Source organism: Acinetobacter sp. ME22 (genome assembly GCF_022012315.1).
Lineage (GTDB): Bacteria > Pseudomonadota > Gammaproteobacteria > Pseudomonadales > Moraxellaceae > Acinetobacter > Acinetobacter brisouii_A.
Genome location: NZ_JAKLTL010000058.1, coordinates 1 through 271, shown reverse-complemented (window position 1 = coordinate 271; position 271 = coordinate 1). Strand labels below are relative to the sequence as shown.

General features: G+C 46.1%; 1 protein-coding gene. It reads left to right on the top strand.

All coding sequences use genetic code 11. The annotated features are described in order from the left end of the window. On the top strand, positions 1 to 271 hold a 271-nt coding region (locus LVY74_RS17675; protein WP_237816151.1), incomplete at both ends, for a hypothetical protein.

Below are 271 nucleotides of genomic sequence, written 5' to 3'. Positions count from 1 at the left end.
CGCAGCGCATATCATCCGTGAATGCTTGACCAATACCTTGTGGGGCAAAGGCGCAAGCGAGTCGCAAATTGACGATAGCAGCTTTATTGCGGCAGCAGATACACTCTATGATGAACAACTCGGGCTGTCACTGGCATGGACTGAATCCAAGACCATCAAAGATTTTATCAGCAATGTTTTGGATCATATCAATGGTGAGCTGTATGTCGACCGTATTTCTAATCTGTGGACCTTAAAGCTGATTCGCGATGATTATGATCGGGAGAGTCTG